Source organism: Halomonas sp. CKK8 (assembly GCF_029625235.1).
In the GTDB taxonomy this organism is placed as follows: Bacteria; Pseudomonadota; Gammaproteobacteria; order Pseudomonadales; family Halomonadaceae; genus Halomonas; species Halomonas ventosae.
In genome coordinates, this window is record NZ_CP121193.1 from 2,195,915 (window position 1) to 2,213,029 (window position 17,115).

General features: G+C 64.5%; 17 protein-coding genes and 2 tRNA genes. 4 read left to right on the forward strand and 15 right to left on the reverse strand.

Annotation, left to right across the window (positions count from 1 at the left end):
* Positions 1-125 precede the first annotated feature (125 nt).
* The 13 genes from P8934_RS10530 to P8934_RS10590 all read right to left on the reverse strand — a co-directional run bounded on the left by P8934_RS10530 (position 126) and on the right by P8934_RS10590 (position 13,178).
* Entirely contained in the window at positions 126-1,742 is a 1,617-nt protein-coding gene (locus P8934_RS10530) for a glycerol-3-phosphate dehydrogenase/oxidase (RefSeq protein WP_278030989.1), read from the reverse strand.
* Between the two features lie 148 nt (positions 1,743-1,890).
* The gene (locus tag P8934_RS10535; protein ID WP_278030990.1) at positions 1,891-3,633 is read right to left on the reverse strand and encodes an ABC transporter substrate-binding protein; all 1,743 of its coding nucleotides are present in this window, start codon (positions 3,631-3,633) and stop codon (positions 1,891-1,893) included.
* A gap of 57 nt (positions 3,634-3,690) precedes the next feature.
* Complete coding sequence (locus tag P8934_RS10540; protein WP_133637362.1) at positions 3,691-3,963, reverse strand: DUF2160 domain-containing protein; 273 nt, start codon at positions 3,961-3,963, stop codon at positions 3,691-3,693.
* A 12-nt stretch (positions 3,964-3,975) separates the two neighbouring features.
* The gene (locus tag P8934_RS10545) at positions 3,976-4,869 is read right to left on the reverse strand and encodes a carbohydrate ABC transporter permease (RefSeq protein WP_243737320.1); all 894 of its coding nucleotides are present in this window, start codon (positions 4,867-4,869) and stop codon (positions 3,976-3,978) included.
* Position 4,870: 1 nt separating this feature from the next.
* Positions 4,871-5,752: a sugar ABC transporter permease gene (locus P8934_RS10550; RefSeq protein WP_106231988.1), complete on the reverse strand. Its 882-nt coding sequence runs from the start codon at positions 5,750-5,752 to the stop codon at positions 4,871-4,873.
* Positions 5,749-6,846, reverse strand: a complete 1,098-nt coding sequence (locus tag P8934_RS10555; RefSeq protein ID WP_278030991.1) for an ABC transporter ATP-binding protein — start codon at positions 6,844-6,846, stop codon at positions 5,749-5,751. The genes P8934_RS10550 and P8934_RS10555 overlap by 4 nt, the downstream gene beginning before the upstream one ends.
* Before the next feature lies 1 nt (position 6,847).
* Complete coding sequence (locus tag P8934_RS10560; RefSeq protein ID WP_278030992.1) at positions 6,848-7,936, reverse strand: ABC transporter ATP-binding protein; 1,089 nt, start codon at positions 7,934-7,936, stop codon at positions 6,848-6,850.
* Between the two features lie 383 nt (positions 7,937-8,319).
* Positions 8,320-8,949: a uracil phosphoribosyltransferase gene (gene upp, locus P8934_RS10565; RefSeq protein ID WP_278030993.1), complete on the reverse strand. Its 630-nt coding sequence runs from the start codon at positions 8,947-8,949 to the stop codon at positions 8,320-8,322.
* Between the two features lie 323 nt (positions 8,950-9,272).
* Positions 9,273-9,956: a uracil-DNA glycosylase gene (gene ung / locus P8934_RS10570; protein ID WP_278030994.1), complete on the reverse strand. Its 684-nt coding sequence runs from the start codon at positions 9,954-9,956 to the stop codon at positions 9,273-9,275.
* A 3-nt stretch (positions 9,957-9,959) separates the two neighbouring features.
* Positions 9,960-10,439 carry a xanthine phosphoribosyltransferase gene (gene gpt, locus P8934_RS10575; RefSeq protein ID WP_106231994.1) on the reverse strand — a complete coding sequence of 160 codons (480 nt, stop codon included), beginning with the start codon at positions 10,437-10,439 and terminating at the stop codon, positions 9,960-9,962.
* A 5-nt stretch (positions 10,440-10,444) separates the two neighbouring features.
* Complete coding sequence (locus P8934_RS10580; protein WP_278030995.1) at positions 10,445-10,990, reverse strand: adenine phosphoribosyltransferase; 546 nt, start codon at positions 10,988-10,990, stop codon at positions 10,445-10,447.
* 38 nt (positions 10,991-11,028) lie between these two features.
* Positions 11,029-12,333, reverse strand: a complete 1,305-nt coding sequence (locus P8934_RS10585; RefSeq protein ID WP_278030996.1) for an NCS2 family permease — start codon at positions 12,331-12,333, stop codon at positions 11,029-11,031.
* A gap of 215 nt (positions 12,334-12,548) precedes the next feature.
* Positions 12,549-13,178 carry a riboflavin synthase subunit alpha gene (locus P8934_RS10590; RefSeq protein ID WP_278030997.1) on the reverse strand — a complete coding sequence of 210 codons (630 nt, stop codon included), beginning with the start codon at positions 13,176-13,178 and terminating at the stop codon, positions 12,549-12,551.
* Positions 13,179-13,732: 554 nt separating this feature from the next.
* On the opposite strand from P8934_RS10590, the gene P8934_RS10595 reads away from it, so the two are divergent.
* The 4 genes from P8934_RS10595 (at position 13,733) to P8934_RS10610 (ending at position 16,864) form a co-directional block, all read left to right on the forward strand.
* Entirely contained in the window at positions 13,733-14,791 is a 1,059-nt protein-coding gene (locus P8934_RS10595; RefSeq protein ID WP_133637354.1) for a methionine ABC transporter ATP-binding protein, read from the forward strand.
* Complete coding sequence (locus P8934_RS10600) at positions 14,772-15,425, forward strand: methionine ABC transporter permease (protein WP_278030998.1); 654 nt, start codon at positions 14,772-14,774, stop codon at positions 15,423-15,425. Before P8934_RS10595 ends, P8934_RS10600 begins: the two co-directional genes overlap by 20 nt.
* A 99-nt stretch (positions 15,426-15,524) precedes the next feature.
* Positions 15,525-16,319, forward strand: a complete 795-nt coding sequence (locus P8934_RS10605) for a MetQ/NlpA family ABC transporter substrate-binding protein (protein ID WP_278030999.1) — start codon at positions 15,525-15,527, stop codon at positions 16,317-16,319.
* An 83-nt stretch (positions 16,320-16,402) separates the two neighbouring features.
* A complete protein-coding gene (locus P8934_RS10610) occupies positions 16,403-16,864 on the forward strand; it encodes a GAF domain-containing protein (protein WP_278031000.1) in 462 nt (153 codons plus the stop codon).
* Between the two features lie 42 nt (positions 16,865-16,906).
* Here the strand turns inward: P8934_RS10610 and P8934_RS10615 are convergent.
* Positions 16,907-16,983, reverse strand: a tRNA-Val gene (locus P8934_RS10615).
* Positions 16,984-17,008: 25 nt separating this feature from the next.
* A tRNA-Val gene (locus tag P8934_RS10620) sits at positions 17,009-17,085 on the reverse strand.
* Positions 17,086-17,115 lie beyond the last annotated feature (30 nt).

Consider the following 17,115-nt stretch of genomic DNA (forward strand, 5'->3'; position numbering starts at 1 on the left):
ATCTGAGTGCCCAATACCGGGGAGGCCTCCGGCCTCCTTTCGCGATCTGAAGTCGGAGCGCCGAACCGTCGCTCCCACTGGTGCCATTGACTGGCCCAAAGACGCCTGAAAGATTCTAGGCGCCTTCATCCTTCCGGGGTCGCCGTCTCCAGATACTCCTGCAGCCGAGCCTCGGCCTGGTCGTCGAAGAGGATCTCGCAGGCCTCTCGAAGTCCCGGCGAGTGGCGGATGCTCTCCTCGGGCACCACCAGCGAGACCTTGGCGCGTCGCCGGAGGAAATCCTCGAGCTTGGTCACCATCTCGCGGCGCCGGGCCAGTTTCAGCTCGCAGCGCAGGTATTCGGTACCCTCGATGAGCACCTCGCCCTGGCGTGAGTCCTGGCGGATATCCTCGAGCATCTCCAGCGCCTGGGCACCATAGCGGCGCCAGAGTCGGGTGCTGAGTGGCTCGGAAGCCTCGGCGCGGGTCATCGCATCCAGGTCCATGAGTCGCGCCTGGTGCATGAAGGCCTCACGCACCGAGCTATCCGGCTCCCCGTACCAGCGGGCCTCCGGGTACGGGATCTCGACGCCGAGCCGGCGAACCTCTTCCACCACTTCTTCTCCGACATTGAGACAGTCGGTCAGCTTGCCGCCGAAGATGCTCAGGTGGCGCTTCTCGTCGTCGATATCGATGGCATGCTTTCGCGACAGGTTGAGGAAATCCCGGTCGCCGCCACCGCTGGGCTTGACGGCCAGGGGTCGCACGCCGCAACGGGTGGCGATGATGTCCTCCTTGCCCAGCGGCGTCTCGAGCTCGAGTCGCGTATTGATGTTGTCGAGCACGAAGCGGATGTCCTCCTCCGTCGCGCCGACCTCGGGCTTCTCGACCCGGGTATCGGTGGTGCCGATGCAGGTGCGCGGCCCCATGGGGATGACGAAGAAGAGTCGACCATCGTCGGCAAAGAAGGCCAGCACCCGCTTGCTGTCCGTCAGCCGGGGGACGATCAGATGGATCCCCTTGGAAAAGACATGATGGTGGTCGGTCTGCTGGCCCGAGAGGCTGTTGTGCTGGTCGACCCAGGGGCCCGCCGCGTTGATCAGCACCCGGGAGCGAATCTCGAAGGTCGTGTCGTCGGTACGATCCCGGACCCTGGTGACCCAGACGTCGCCTTCTCGACGGGCCCCCAGTGACTCGACGTAGTTGGCCGCCACGGTGCCGAAATCCAGGGCGCCACGCACAAAGTTGAAGACGAAGCGCGCGTCGTTGTCGTGCAGGTAGGCATCGGAATACTCGAAGCCTCCCTGGGCATTGCGGGTATTGATGATGGGCTCCCGCGCCTTGATCCCCTCGGGTCGCAGATAGTTCGGCCTGCGCGTGAAGGCACTGCCCATCAGCCAGTAGAGCCAGGTGCCGGCCCAGGGGTAGAGCGGATGATGCCGAAAGCCCCTGTTGATGGTGGTCAGGAAGCGGATCTCCTGGACCGTGGAGGGGTAGCTTTTGATCAGGTGGTTGCGGCTCTTGCACAGCTTGCGCACCAGCTTGAAGTCGCCGCTCTCCATGTACTTGATGCCACCCCACACCAGGTTGGAGGAGTGCATGCTGGTGCTGCCGGCGAAATCGCCCCGGTCGATCAGGGCAACCTTGGCCCCCTTCCCGCTCAGCGCCGCGGCCGCCGAGGCGCCGTTGATGCCGCCGCCGATGACCAGCGCATCGAAGGTCTGGCCGGGGAGCTTGCGGATGTTGTTCTCTCTGAGTTGCATGTCTGGCCCTTCTTTCAAAGCAACGGGCCCCGCTCGGACTGCACCGAGCGGGGCCCTGGGTCCCGTTCAGGCAACCGGTTACACGGAGTGATAGTTTCCCGGGCGCGCCCGGGGCAACGGTGGGCGGGTCAAGCGACCCGCCCGCCCATCATTCGCGGGAACCGGCGGCCATCCACGCCTCCATCATCTCGTCGTAGGGCACGGTGGTACCCTGCGGCATCTCGTCATCCAGCTGCGCCTTGGGCGACCCTTCCTGGTCGAGCCAGTACTGGGGGTCACGCTCCTCGTTGAGGTTGGGGGCATAGGTCGTAAAGACCTTGGCCCGCGCCAGGCGTGCCATGATGCTGTCGAGATCCCCGGCCAGGTTGTCGAGCGCTTCCTTGGGCGAGATATCGCCGCTGACGGCCGGCGCCAGGTTCTGCCACCACAGCGGTGCCATGCGCGGGTAGTCCGGCACGTTGGTGGAAGACGGCGTCCAGTTGGACTCGTTGGGGCTGCGGTAGAACTCCACCAGGCCGCCGAGCTTGGGTGCCATCTCGGTCATCTGCTCGGAGAACACGTCCGACTCGCGGATCGGCGTGAGGCCTTCCATGAGCTTCTCCAGCGATACCGTCTTGGAGACGGTGAACTGGGCGAACAGCCAGGCGGCGGTACGGCGATCCTCCGGGGTGGAGTCGAAGAAGGTCCAGGACCCCACATCCTGGTAGCCGACCTTCATGCCCTCTTCCCAGTAGGGACCGGTGGGCGATGGCGCCATGCGCCACTTGGGATTGCCCTCCTCGTCGGTGACCGGCAGGTCGGGGTCGGTCATGTCAGCGGTGAAGGCGGTGTACCAGAACATCTGCTGGGCGATCTGGCCCTGAGCAGGGACCGGCCCGGCCTCACCGAAGGTCATGCCGCTGGCCTCGGGTGGGGCGTACTTCTCGAGCCAGTCCACCATCTTGGTCACGGCAAACACCGAGGCCGGCGAGTTGGTGGCACCGCCGCGGGAGACGCTGGCGCCGACCGGCTGGCTCTGCTCGTTGACGCGGATGCCCCAGTCATCCACCGGATTGCCGAAGGGCACGCCGGGGCTGCCCATGCCGGCCATGGAGAGCCAGGAGTCATGGAAGCGCCAGCCGAGCGACGGGTCACGACGGCCATAGTCCATGTGGCCATAGACCTTGGTGCCGTCGATCTCGCCGACGTGCTCGGTGAAGAACTCGGCGATGTCCTGGTAGGCGGTCCAGTTGGTCGGCACCCCCAGGTCGTAGCCGTAGATATCGCGGAACTGCGCCTGGAGGTCCTCGCGCTGGAACCAGTCGTAGCGGAACCAGTAGAGGTTGGCGAACTGCTGGGTGGGTAGCTGGTAGATGCTGCCATCCGGGCCGGTGCCGTACTGCAGGCCGATGAAGTCATCGAGATCCAGGGTCGGCAGGGTGTAGTCGGCCCACTCGTTCTCCATGGCATTGGAGATGTTAACGGTGGTGCCGTAGCGGATGTGGGTGCCGATGGCGTCGGAGTCGTTGACGTAGCCATCGTAGATGTTGCGGCCCGACTGCATCTGGGTCTGCATGTTGTTGACCACATCACCCTCGCCGATGATGTTGTGGGTCACCTCGATGCCGGTCAGTTCGCTGAACGCCTCGGCCAGCACATCCCGCTCGTAGATGTGCGTGGTCAGGCCCTCGGCGACGGTGTTGATCTCCATGTCGCGGAAGGGCTCGGCCGCCTTGGCGAACCACATCAGTTCCTCGATCTGCTCCTCCCGGGACAGCGTCGAGTTCTGGAAGTGCTCATCGACGAGGCGTTCGGCGATGGCGCGCGCGTCATGGTTGTCGGCGTGCAGGACCGGGCTTGCCAGCATGACACCGGCCGCCAGGAGAGAGAGTCGCATTGTTGTCGCTTTCATGTTGACCTCTTTGGTTGTCGTCGTCCGTCCCTGGACATTCGGCTCCATGCGTTTCTGTCAGCCCCAGCGCATCAGGACCAGTAGCCAGAGCACCGATGCCCCCAGGGCCAGCCAGATGCTGAGCGGGGTGAAGCCCACCACCACCAGGTGGATATAGGCCGCGGACAGCAGCCCGATGAAGAGCCGGTCACCGCGGGTGGTCGAGATGGGCAGGAAGCCCTTGCGCTCGACCGTTGGCGAGATGACCTCCCAGGCCGTCATGCCGGCCAGCATGGCGGCGATGACCGCGAAGAAGACCGTGGTGGGGGTGGTCCAGACCATCCATTCCATGTCGCGTCCTCCTTAGGTCCGGCCCAGGGCAAAGCCCTTGGCGATGTGGTTGCGCACGAAGTAGACCACCACGATGCCCGGCAATATCGTCAGCGTGCCGGCGGCGGCCAGCGCCCCCCAGTCGATCCCGGAGGCGCCCTTGGTCTGGGTCATCACCGAGGCGATGGGCTGGGCGCCGGTGGAGGTCAGGGTGCTGGCCAGCAGCAGCTCGACCCAGGAGAACATGAACAGGAAGAACAGGGTCACGCCGATGCCCGAGCTGATCATGGGGATGAAGATCTTCACGAAGAACTTCGGGAAGCTGTAGCCATCGATGAAGGCGGTCTCGTCGATCTCCTTGGGCACCCCGCTCATGAAGCCCTCGAGGATCCACACCGCCAGCGGGATATTGAACAGGCAGTGGGCCAGCGCCACCGCGACGTGGGTGTCGAACAGCCCGACGGTGTAGTAGAGCTGGAAGTAAGGCAGCAGGAAGACGGCGGGCGGCGCCATCAGGTTGGTCAGCAGCCAGAAGAACAGGTGCTTGTCGCCGATGAACTTGTAGCGGCTGAAGGCATAGGCGGCCGGCAGCGCCACGGCGATGCTGATCAGCATGTTCATCAGCACATAGGTGATCGAGTTCACGTAGCCCATGTACCAGCTGGACTCGGTGAGGATCTTGGCATAGTGCTCGAGGGTGAAGCTCTCGGGCCACAGGGTCAGCCCGCCGAGAATCTCGGTGTTGGACTGGAAGGACATGTTGAGCAGCCAGTAGATCGGCAACAGCACGAACACGATATAGGCGGTCATGAGCCCCCGGCGGCGCCACTGGCGGGAGGCCGGGCGCGCCTTGCGACGACGCCGGTTGTCGGCGGCCGCGGCCCGCTGGCGAACGGCGTCGGGAGTCGTGGGCAATGAATCACTCATGTCATGCCTCCTGGTTGTTGTCGTCTTTCTGCATGTTCATGATCGCGGTGTAGAACACCCAGGTGACCAGCAGGATGATCAGGAAGTAGATCAGCGAGAAGGCCGCCGACGGGCCCAGGTCCTGCTGGCCGATGGCCATGGTCGTCAGCGACTGGCTGAGGAAGGTGGTGGAGCTGCCGGGGCCCCCGCCCGTGAGCACGAAGGGCTCGGCGTAGATCATGAAGGAGTGCATGAAGCGCAGCAGCACGCCGATCACCAGCACGTTGGTGAGCTTGGGCAGCTGGATGTAGCGGAACACGGCCCACTTCGAGGCGCGGTCGATGCGCGCCGCCTGGTAGTAGGCATCGGGAATCGAACGCAGGCCGCTGAAGCAGAGCAGCGCGATCAGCGGCGTCCAGTGCCAGACATCCATCAGGATGATGGTCGCCCAGGCATCCACCGGGCTCGCCGTTATGTTGTAGCCATAGCCGAGCTCACGCAGGCTCCAGCCCATCAGGCCGATATCGCCCCGGGTGAAGATCTGCCAGATGCTGCCTACCACGTTCCAGGGAATCAGCAGCGGCATGGTCACGAGGATCAGCACGGCCGAGGCCTGCCAGCCCTTCTTGGGCATGATCAGGGCGATGCCGATTCCCAGCGGCACCTCGATGGCCAGCACGGTCAGCGAGAAGGCAAACTGACGGAGCACGGCCGCCTGCAGGGCCGGGTCGTTGAGCATCTCCTTGAACCACTCGGTGCCCGTGAAGAAGCGCGTATTGGCATCGAAGACGTCCTGGACCGAGTAGTTGACCACGGTCATCAGCGGGATGACGGCCGAGAAGGCCACCAGCAGCAGCATCGGCAGGATCAGCCACCATGCGCGGTTGTTGTAGACCTTGTTCATTGTTCGATCTCCACGCGGTATTCGTCGACGTAAAGGCCGAGCCGCTCGTCGGGAAAGCGCATCCATGCCTTCCCGGTGGGCGTCGCCTGGTCCTCCTCGATACGCGCCTTGAGGGCCATGCTGCCCAGCGTCAGGTAGACGATCGAGTAGGTCCCCAGGTCCTGGGCGTGATCCACCCGGGCCTCCATGCCCCCCTCGACCGGCTCGGGATGCACCTCGATGAATTCGGGACGAATGCCGAGCTTGATGTTGGTGGTTCGGGCACGGGCCACGGCGTCATGGACGCCCTGCCCGACCGCCAATTCGGTGTCTCCGGCCATCACGCGCCCATCCCGGGTCGTCACCTCCAGGAAGTTCATGCCCGGGCTGCCGATGAAGTAGCCCACGAAGGTGTGGTTGGGCCGCTCGAAGAGCTCCCTGGGCGTGCCGAACTGCACCACCTGGCCCTCGTACATCACGGCGATCTTGTCGGCGAAGGTGGAGGCCTCGAGCTGGTCGTGGGTCACGTAGACCATGGTGATCTCGAAGCGCTGGTGGATCTCCTTGAGCTTGCGGCGCAGCTTCCACTTGAGCTGGGGATCGATGACGGTGAGTGGCTCATCGAAGAGGATCGCCGATACATCCTCGCGCACCAGCCCCCTGCCCATGGAGACCTTCTGCTTCTCGTCGGCAGTGAGGTTCTTCGCCTTGCGCTTGAGCTGGGCGGTGAGTTCCAGGACGTCGGCGACTTCCATGACGCGCTCATGGACCCGGGCCTCGGGGGTCTTCACGTTGCGCAGCGGAAAGGCCAGGTTGTCGTAGACCGTCATGGTGTCGTAGATGACGGGAAACTGGAAAACCTGGGCGATGTTGCGCGCCTCGGGAGGCAGGGCATTGACCACCTCCCCGTCGAAGAGCACCTCGCCGCTGGAGGGTTCCAGCAGGCCGGAGATGATGTTGAGCAGGGTCGACTTGCCGCAGCCCGAGGGCCCGAGCAGCGCATAGGCTCCCCCCTGGTGCCAGACATGGTCCATCTCGCGGATGGCATAGTCCTCCGGCGACTGGGGGTCGGTCAGGTAGGTATGGGCCAGGGATTTCAGGGTGATTTCTGCCATGTCACATCCCCCCCAGGTGCGTCGGAATATGCACCACCGCCCCCTGGCGGTCGAAGGCATAGACCTTGTGGGTCGGGAAATAGAGCGTCACGGGCGCATCGACACGGAACTCGTGGACCCCCTCCAAGTGCACCGTCATGTGGAAGAGGTCGTTGTGCACGTGAAGGAAGGTCTCGGAACCGCTGATCTCCGCCAGGTCGACGGTCATCTTCACCTCGATGTCATCCTTGGCCCGGGGCGTGAGCGAGATATGCGAGGCGCGCACACCGAACCGATATTCCCCCGGTGCCAGGCTGCGCAGGTCGTCGTTGATGGGGAAATGCAGCGTCTTGTCGAAGGTCACCTCGGCCCCGGAGATGATCCCCTTCACGATGTTGATCGGGGGCTCGGAGAACATCTCCGCGGTCAGGATGTCGCCCGGACGGTGGTAGACATCTTCCGTCCGGCCATACTGCAGCAGGCGCCCTTCATGGAGCACGGCGGTGTTGCCACCCAGGGCCAGGGCCTCGGCGGGTTCGGTGGTGGCATAGACGGCGATGCAGTTACGCTCGCTGAACACGCTGCGCAGCTCGTCGCGAAATTCCTCGCGCAGCTTGTAGTCGAGGTTGACCAGCGGCTCGTCAAAGAGCACGACATCGGCATCCTTCACCAGCGCACGCCCCATGGCGGTCCGCTGCTGCTGACCGCCGGACAGCTCGAGGGGCAGGCGATCGAGCAGGTGCTCGATATGCAGCATTTCGGCGACGCCCCGCACCCGCCGGTCGATCTCGGCGCGCGCGACCTTGGCAAGCTTCAGGGGCGAGGCGATGTTGTCGTAGACGGAGAGGGCCGGATAGTTGATGAACTGCTGGTAGACCATGGAGACGTTGCGCTTGCGCACAGAGCGCCCGGTCACGTCTTCGCCGTCCATCAGGATTCGCCCCCGGGTCGGGGTGTCGAGGCCCGCCATCAGCCGCATCAGGGTGGTCTTGCCGGCCAGGGTCCGTCCCAGCAGGACGTTGAAGGAGCCCGGCTGGAGCTCCAGGTTCACGCCCGAGATGTGAGTGGCGCCACCGACCACATGGTCGATGTTATCTAGGATCAAGGACATACAGATCTCGACGGTTCGTTGTTATGTGGTGGGTTCGGAGACTGCTGAACACAACCTAGTCGAGATTCGCTTTCAAACACAAATGTCGCCAACCGAAAACACCGCGCACGGAGACGACAACCCCCTTTTTATTTTCACAACCACTTGATTAAAATGGTTATTATTGTTTTATTGAACTTTTGTCTAACGGACACGGCAGGAGTGAGGCGAAACGCCAGATAGGACAAGAATGTCACATAGTGATCGAAAACGAACATTAGCCGCGTCACGCGACGGTCAGGAGAGGCAGGCGAGAAACGACAACACCAGCCTACGCGACAGGGGGGGGGCGCGTCGCGGAGGCTGGCGTCAGGAAGGAACTCGGCGTGGAGACGTAGCGCCGTTCAGCGGGTACCGAAGATCTTGTCGCCCGCGTCGCCCAGGCCGGGGACGATATAGCCGTTCTCGTCCAGGTGGTCATCCACCGCCGCGGTATAGAGCTCGATGTCCGGATAGGCGTCCTGGACCCGCTTGATGCCCTCGGGAGCGGCCACCAGCACGATGACCTTCATGTGCTTGCAGCCGCGCTCGCGCAGCATGTCCAGGGTCGCGACCATGGTGCCGCCGGTGGCCAGCATGGGGTCGATGACGATGGCCATGCGCTCGTCCAGGTCGTTGGCGAACTTGGCGAAGTAAGGCACCGGCTCCAGCGTCTCCTCGTCACGATAGAGTCCCACCACGCTGACCCGGGCACTGGGGATCAGGTCGGTAACGCCGTCGAGCATGCCCAGCCCCGCGCGCAGGATCGGCACGATGGTGACCTTCTTGCCCTTGAGCAGCTGCACCAGGATCTTGTTGCCGCTCCAGCCGTCGATCTCCTGGGTCTCCAGCTCCAGGTCGCTGGTCGCCTCGTAGGTGAGCAGCTTGGCCAGCTCGCCGGCCAGTTCGCGGAAGCTCTTGGTGCTGATGCCGGCTTCGCGCATCAGTCCGAGCTTGTGCTGGACCAGGGGATGCTGGATGGCGTGGACGCTCATGGGGGACCTCTTGGACGGCGGTGATTACGTGGCGACTATCGTCGGATGGACAGCAACGACAAATTGCAGGCCATTCTAACCGCATCCCGCGTTGAGGTTAAGCACGGTGCTTTTCCGGCGACAGGTCTGCGAGGGGGCGCTGTGAATACCTCCCTGTACGCTACCGATGCCCTGCTTCGCTCTCGCGTCCCGCTCCGCTTGCAGGACCGGTGCTGGCCATCCATGGCCAGCCCGTTCGGAGGAATCCTCCTCACCCCTGGCATAGGCCCCCCTCTGCGACCTGTCCCCGGCGCACCTCGCCTTGTGCTGATGCCCGGCTGTGTTCAGGGTGCCGCCGGAAGCTGCCAGTCGATAGGCGCGCGCCCGTGCTCTACCAGGAAGGCGTTGGCCCGGGAAAAGTGATGGTTGCCGAAGAAGCCGCGGTGGGCGGAGAGCGGCGAGGGATGCGGGGATTCCAGGACCAGGTGGCGCGAAGTATCGACCAGTGCCTTCTTCTTGCGGGCCGGGCTACCCCATAGCAGGAACACCGAGGGCTCGGCATGATCGCTCACCGTGGCGATGGCGCGGTCGATGAAGGTCTCCCAGCCCTTGCCACGGTGCGAGCCGGCATTGCCCTGCTCCACCGTCAGCGAGGTATTGAGCAGCAGCACCCCCTGACGCGCCCAGGACTCGAGGTTGCCATGGTCCACCGGCGTGAAGCCCACGTCCGCCTGCAGCTCCTTGTAGATGTTGACCAGCGACGGGGGAACGCGCACCCCGGGGCGCACAGAGAAGCACAGCCCATGGGCCTGGTTCGGCCCGTGGTAGGGGTCCTGGCCGAGGATCACCACCTTGACCCGGTCCAGCGGGGTCAGGTCGAAGGCGCGGAACCAGTCGGCCGAGTGCGGGTAGATGACCTTCCTGGCGGCCTTCTCGGCGGCCAGGAAGTCGCGCAGCGACTGCATGTAGGGCGCCTCGAACTCGTCACCCAGCCACTGCTGCCAGCTGTCGGGAAGCGGACAGGCCATGGCTCAGCGCTTCGCCTGGTCGACCAGCGGCTCGACGTAGGCCACGCCCATGTCCCAGGGGAACTGGATCCAGCAGTCCTGGGCCACCTCGGTGAGGTACTGGTCCACCAGCGGTTTGCCCTCGGGCTTGGCATAGATGGTCACGAAGTGGGCCTTCGGGAGCATCTCGCGCACCGCCTTGGCGGTACGGCCGGTATCGACCAGGTCGTCGACCAGCAGCCAGCCCTCGCCCTCGTGATCGACGCCCTTCATCACCTCCAGGCCGCCCTGATCCATGTGGTCGTAGCTCTTGATGCAGACGGTATCGATCAGGCGCACGTTGAGCTCGCGGGCGATCAGCGCCGCGGGAATCAGCCCCCCGCGCGTGATGGCGATGATGCCCTTGAAGTCACGCTCGATCAGCCGATGGCAGAGCTCGCGCACGTCGCGATGCAGCTGGTCCCAGGAAACGGTGAAGTGCTGGTGGTAGCGATGGGTGCTCATGAGCGTCACTCGTCCTCGGTGAAGGAACAGACCGAGAAGACCCCATAGCCCGCCTCACGGATGCGCGCCGAGCCGCCCAGGTCCGGCAGGTCGACGATGGTGGCGGTCTCGACGACCTGGCCGCCGCTGCGGGTGATCAGCTTGGCCGCGGCCAGCATGGTCCCGCCGGTGGCGATCAGGTCGTCGACGATCAGGATGCGATCCCCCTGCTGGAAGGCATCGGAGTGCAGTTCCACCTCGGCCTCGCCGTACTCCAGGGTGTAGGTCTCGCTGATCGTGCGGAACGGCAGCTTGCCCTTCTTGCGCACCGGCACGAAGCTGCAGCCCAGCTCGTAGGCGAGCGGCGCGCCGATGATGAAGCCGCGGGCATCGATGGCGGCGATGGCGTCGAGGTCCATCTCCTGGTAGCGATGCACGAAACTATCGACCAGCTTGCGGAAGGCCGCACTGTTCTGCAGCAGCGGGGTGATGTCACGGAAGTTGACGCCCGGCTGCGGCCAGTCGGGAACCGTGCGGATCACGGACTTGATGTAGTCGCCGTAGATGCTCATCAATACGCGTCTCGGTGGGTGAATGCAGTCAGTATGGTTCAGTCGAGGAACAGGAACTTGCCGGCAAACAGCAGGGCCAGCACGATCACCGCGGGATTGAGGTCCTTGAAACGCCCGGAGAGCGTCTTGATCGCAGCGTAGCTGATGAAGCCCAGCGCGATGCCCTCGGCGATCGAGAAGGTCAGCGGCATGGCCAGGGCGGCGATCAGCACCGGCGCGGCGTCGGTCGGGTCGTCCCAGTTGGCGTGGGCCAGGCTGCCGGCCATCAGCACCGCCACATAGAGCAGGGCCCCGGCGGTGGCATAGGCCGGGATGGAGCCCGCCAGCGGGGCAAAGAACAGGCTGATCAGGAACAGCACCGCCACCACCACGGCGGTCAGGCCGGTGCGCCCGCCGGAGGCGATACCGGCGGTGGACTCGATATAGCTGGTGGTGGTGGAGGTCCCCAGCACGGCCCCTGCCATGGACGCGCCACTGTCGGCCATCATGGCGCGACCGATGCGCGGCAGCTTGCCATCCTTGTCCAGCAGGCCGCCCTTGTGGGCCACGCCGACCAGGGTGCCGGAGGTATCGAACAAGTCGACGAACAGGAAGGCGAAGATCACGCTGAGCATCGCCACGTCCAGGGCACCGGCCAGGTCCAGCGCCATCAAGGTCGGCGCGATGGAGGGCGGCATGGACATGAAGCCCCCGAACTCGTTATGACCGAGGAGCATCGCCAGCACGGTCACGCCGAGGATACCGATCATCACCGCCCCGGTGACCTTGAGGTAGGCCAGTGCGGTAATCACGAAGAAGCCCAGCAGCGCATAGAGGGCAGCGGGTTCGGAGAGATCACCGAGCGCCACGTAGGTGGCCTCGTTGGCCACCACGATGCCGGCATTCTTCAGCGCGATCATCGCCAGGAAGAGCCCGATACCCGCGGCTATCCCTAAGCGCAGGGAGAGCGGGATCGAGTTGATGATCCACTCTCGGACCCGGAAGATGCTGAGCAGGAAGAAGATGAAGCCGGAGAAGAAGACCGCACCCAGCGCCGCCTCCCAGGTGTACCCCATGCCCAGCACCACGCCATAGGTAAAGAAGGCGTTCAGCCCCATGCCGGGCGCCTGGGCGATGGGATAGTTGGCCCACAGGCCCATGATCAGGCAGCCCACCGCGGCGGCAAGACAGGTGGCGACGAAGACCGCACCATAGTCCATGCCGGCCTGGGAGAGGATGCTCGGGTTGACGAAGATGATGTAGGCCATGGTCAGGAAGGTGGTGATCCCGGCGATGACCTCGGTCTTCACGTCGGTCTTGTGCTCGACCAGCTTGAACTGGTTGTCGATCAGGCGTTGCAGCATGGTTGTCGTTCCTGCGCGCGTGGACGTTGCGATGGTCCTGGGGTGCGAGAAAGCCCGCGAGAAAAGCCGCCTATGGTACCCAAAGCCTTGGCGTGTGGCGAGGCGCCCGGGTGACCACAGGCAGCACGGTCCCAACTAGTTAAGCAACTTGCGGGCCATTCGCCACCCGGCCCACCAACGCAGACTTGACGGAACGGTCAGGTTTTTCGCTTGCGTCACACGCCACGCGCTTCCAGCACCCGCTCCACCGTCTCGACGATGGCCTGGGTCTGGGGGTCGATCTCGATATTGACGCCGTCCCCCGGGACGCGGTCCACCAGGATGGTACGGGCCAGGGTCTCGGGGATCAGATCGACGCAGAACCGCGGGCCGTGGTCTGCGGTGGCCGATTGCACCTGTCCGATGGTCAGGCTGATGCCGTCCACCCCGATATAGCCCTTGTCGAACAGGAAGCGGCCCAGTGCATGAGGCACCTCGAACCAGAGCCGGCGATTGTTGGGGGCCTCGTCGAGCTCGACCAACTCGGCCAGCGCCATCACGTGGCCGGACATGGCATGACCGCCGATCTCGTCGCCGAAACGCGCCGCCCGCTCGATATTGACGCGGTCACCCACCGTCACCGCACCAAGATTGGTCACCCGCAGGGTCTCGCGCATCAGGTCGAAGCTGACCCGCTCGTCCTCGATGGCCGTGACCGTGAGGCAAACTCCGTTGTGGGCCACCGAAGCACCCAGCGCCAGCCCCTCACGCAGCTCTGCCGGCAGCGCCAGCACATGGGTGCGAAAGGCCTCCGCCTCATGGATGGCCACCACCTCGGCGGTGCCCTGTACGATGCCTGTGAACATGAACGCTCCTCGTGCTGGCCGACCGCGACCGGGCCGGAGAAAGAGCGCCAGTCTAGGAAACCCCGGGGACGACGTCCATGTCGGCAAGGGCCAAGGGGCAAGGGGCAAGGGGCAAGGGGCAAGGGGCAAGGGGCAAGGGGCAAGGGGCAAGGGGCAAGGGGCAAGGGGCAAGGGGCAAGGAGAAAGGAGTGAGATGCGAAGAGCAAGTGCCAGCCTCCAATGACAGCCACGCCACCACGAATATGTTCCGGCGCTGTCTCGCTGTACAGGAAATTCCACCAGGCCGAAGCGCTCTTAACGGCATCATCTCCCATTCGCATTGACATACGCTCGTTCGAAACCTAGGATAGTCGGCTACATTTTGAAGGCGCCGATTTGTACCCGGATTGCGGGCGCCGACGTCGCGGACCGCCCCCGGGGCAGCCCACGGCGTGAAGTGCAGCTAAAAGGGTGTGTCCAGCGTTGATGGCCACCCGCCAGGGTGGCCTTTTTTTTCGTGCCTGCCCACTGCCCCGCCCGCCCGACGCTCGACCGGCGCCCCACCGGCGGCTGTAATGATTCGACTCCACGACGTTTCCAAGACCTACTACCCCAAGGGGCGGCGCAGCGGCACACCGGCCGTGACGGCACTCAAGCATGCCGACCTCCACGTACCGAAGGGCCAGATCCATGGCGTGATCGGCCTCTCAGGTGCCGGCAAGTCCACCCTGATTCGCTGCGTCAACCTGCTCGAGCGACCCACCACGGGGACCGTCACCGTGGACGACCAGGAGCTGACGGCCCTCTCCGGGGCGGCGCTCAACCAGGCGCGCCATCGCATCGGCATGATCTTCCAGCACTTCAACCTGCTGACCTCGCGCACCGTCTTTGCCAACGTGGCACTGCCGCTGGAATTGATGGGCATGAAGCGCAGTGAGATCCGTGAGCGGGTCACCCCCCTGCTGGAACTGGTGGGACTGGCCGACAAGGCGCGCCAGTACCCGGCACAGCTCTCGGGCGGCCAGAAACAGCGCGTGGCCATCGCCCGGGCACTCGCCAGTCGCCCCAAGGTGCTGCTCTGCGACGAGGCCACCTCGGCACTGGATCCCCATACCACCGGGTCGATCCTGGATCTGTTACGCGACATCAACCGCAAGCTCGGCCTGACCATCCTGCTGATCACCCACGAGATGGAAGTGGTGAAGTCGATCTGCCACCGGGTCAGCCTGATCTCCGACGGGGAGCTGGTCGAGGAAGCCGACGTGGGCGATTTCTTCACCGCGCCACGCACCCGCCTGGGGCGCGACTTCCTCAATGACTTCCTGGAACTCGACCCGCCGCGCGCCCTGATCGAGCGCCTCGAGGAGGCCCCCGGACCACACAGCCACCCGGTGGTCCGCCTGGCCTTCTCGGGCGATGCCGTCTCGACCCCGCTGATCTCGCGACTGGCCCGGGAGTGTGGCGTGGACGTCAGCATCCTCCAGGCCAAGGTGGAATCGATCCAGGAGCGCACCCTGGGACTGATGATCGCCGAACTGATGGGCCCGGCAGAGAAGACCCGCGAGGCCCTCGACTATCTCGAATCCCACGACCTGCAGGTGGAGGTGCTCGGCCATGTCCAGCGCGATGATTGACCTGATTCTCAAGGCCACCCTGGATACGCTCTACATGGTGGGCGTGTCGGGATTGATCTCGGCCCTGGTGGGCATCCCACTGGGCGTGCTGCTCTACGTCACCCGGCCGCGACAGATACTCGCCGAGCCGACGCTCAACCGGGTACTGGGGGCGATCACCAACATCGGTCGCTCGATCCCCTTCATCATCCTGATGGTGGCGATCATCCCCTTCACGCGGATGCTGGTCGGCTCGTCGATCGGCACCAATGCCGCCGCCGTGCCCCTGACCATCGCCGCCATCCCCTTCGTGGCGCGCCTTGTCGAGGGCGCCCTCAACGAGATCCCCCCGGGACTGGTCGAGGCCGCCCAGTCCATGGGCGCCACTCCCTGGCAGATCATCACCAAGGTGCTGGTCCCCGAGGCGCGCGGCGGCATCTTCACGGCGCTCACGGTGACGGTGGTCACCCTCGTCAGCTACTCGGCCATGGCCGGTGCCGTGGGCGGCGGCGGCCTGGGCGACCTGGGCATCCGCTACGGCTACAACCGCTTCAACCCCACCATCATGCTGATCACCGTGGTGATCCTGGTGGTGATGGTCCAGGGTTTCCAGAGCCTGGGGGATTATCTGGTGCGTAAGAGCGATCACAAGTGAGGCTTCCGGGATGATAACCAGAATGCATTATAATTTTTCTGGTTATTTCACTATCATCGTCAACGAGTCTGCGACACCTTCAATGAGGAGAACCACGACATGCGCAAGAGCCTGATCGGCACCCTGGCGGCCTCCGCCCTGACCCTCGGCGCCGGCAGCGCCCTGGCCGACGAGCACGCCATCAAGGTCGGCACCGTGGCCGGCCCCGAGACCGACGTCATGAAGGTAGCCGCCGAGATTGCCGAGCGCGAGTACGGCCTCGAGGTCGAGATCATCGAGTTCACCGACTACGTGACGCCCAACGCCGCCCTGGCCGACGGCAGCCTCGACGCCAACGCCTACCAGCATGAGCCCTACATGCGCTCCATGGTCGAGGACCGCGGCTACGACTTCGCCATCGCCGGCTACACCTTCGTCTACCCGATCGGCGCCTACTCCGAGAAGTACGACAGCATCGAGGAGCTCCCGGACGGGGCCACCATCGCCCTGCCCAACGACCCCTCCAACGAGGGCCGGGCGCTGATCCTGATGCACAACGAAGGGATGATCGAGCTCAACGATCCGGAGTTCCTGGAAGCCACCCCGCTGGACATCGCCGAGAATCCGCATGACTTCGAGTTCCGCGAGATCGAGGCCGCCCAGCTACCCCGCGTGCTGCCCGACGTGGACATGGCCTTCATCAACAACACCTTCGCCCAGCCGGCCGGACTGAGCCTGGACGACGCCTTGATCAAGGAGGGCGCCGAATCCCCCTACGTCAACCTGATCGTGGTGCGCGGCGGCGACGAGGAGCGAGAGGCCATCCAGCAGCTGGTCAAGGCCTACCAGACCGAGGAGGTCGAGGCCAAGGCGGAGGAACTCTTCGGGCCGCAGGCAGTGCCTGGCTGGAAGTGAAATAGTTTCCCTATCCAGCTATCTGGAGATTCATGTCTTTGGGGCCGGCCGCTGTGCCGGCCCCTTTCGTTAAAGGAGCCGCCATGACACCCGACTACCCCCTGCTGGCCCGCCAACTCGAGGCCCTGCTCGATACCCGCGACTGGCTGACCAACAGTGCCCAGACCTGCGCTTTCCTGATGCAGGAACTCCCCGACCTTAACTGGGTCGGCTTCTACCTGCAGCGTCAGCCGGAAATGCTTTCGCTGGGCCCCTTCCAGGGCAAGCCGGCCTGCCACCCCATCCCCTTCTCGAAGGGTGTCTGTGGGGCCGCCGCCCGCACGCGCGAGACCCAGCGCGTGGCGGACGTGCATGCCGTGGCCGACCATATCGCCTGCGATGCGGACTCCCGGGCCGAGCTGGTGGTACCCATCGTGGCGAATGACCGACTGTGGGGCGTACTGGACCTGGACAGCCCAAGGCAGGCGCGCTTCAGCGACGCCGACCAGGCGGGCATCGAGCGGCTAGTGGCGGTGTTCATCGGGAAAACCGCCCTGTCCAAATAAAGAAACGCCCCGCAGCCGAGGGCTGCGGGGCGTTTCGGTATCTGGTAGGACCAGGCGGATTTGAACCGCCGACCTCCACGATGTCAACGTGGCGCTCTAACCAACTGAGCTATGGTCCTGAAGCTGTCGTCACCGGGCGAGTTCTGGTAGGACCAGGCGGATTTGAACCGCCGACCTCCACGATGTCAACGTGGCGCTCTAACCAACTGAGCTATGGTCCTGCTTCACCGCTGCGGCATGACTTCGCCGTG